Below are 520 nucleotides of genomic sequence, written 5' to 3' on the forward strand. Positions count from 1 at the left end.
TCCCAAGGTACCGAAACGTTAGTCACCGTTGCCGCACCCGTTTGCACGGTAGCTGCCGAGTAAAAGACGTTTGCGAAGCCTTGTTGATATGCCATGTTATTTCTCGCTATCAATTGATTGCAGACGTTGTGCTGCGTTCAGCCCGGTGTCGAGTGCCGGACCATCATGAGGGATTCCGTTAGTTGTGGTAAACAACGCGGGAATGGCGTCGGCAGTTTCTTTTCGCTTCTCGTTTTGTTTTTGTTGCTTATCCTTCTGGTCGCGGTAGCCGTACGCATTGTCTAGGGCACGCTTCGCATCGTACAACCGCGACTTGTCCGCCCCCTGAAGATCGCGCCCCTTTCGATTGATGAAGCCGTTCAGCTTTGAGCTTGCTTCACCGAAATCTGTAGAGTGCTGTTTGAGCTGGCGGGCTATCTCAGATGGGCTCTGTGTGAACGTTCCTTTCGGAATTTCGGAGCCTGCACGTCGGCCTTTGCCGCGATAGCTGTCTTCCATGCGCTTTTGCCACGTACGATCC

The 520-nt window shown here is 53.3% G+C and carries 1 protein-coding gene; it reads right to left on the minus strand.

Features of this window, described 5'->3' with window-relative positions; translation table 11 throughout:
• Positions 1 to 96: 96 nt before the first annotated feature.
• Positions 97 to 520: hypothetical protein (locus AC1RP1_RS07785; RefSeq protein ID WP_481762687.1), on the minus strand; the 424-nt coding region annotated here is incomplete at its 5' end.

The sequence above is a fragment of the Dellaglioa sp. CoH-56-MRSF-13 genome (assembly GCF_056782095.1).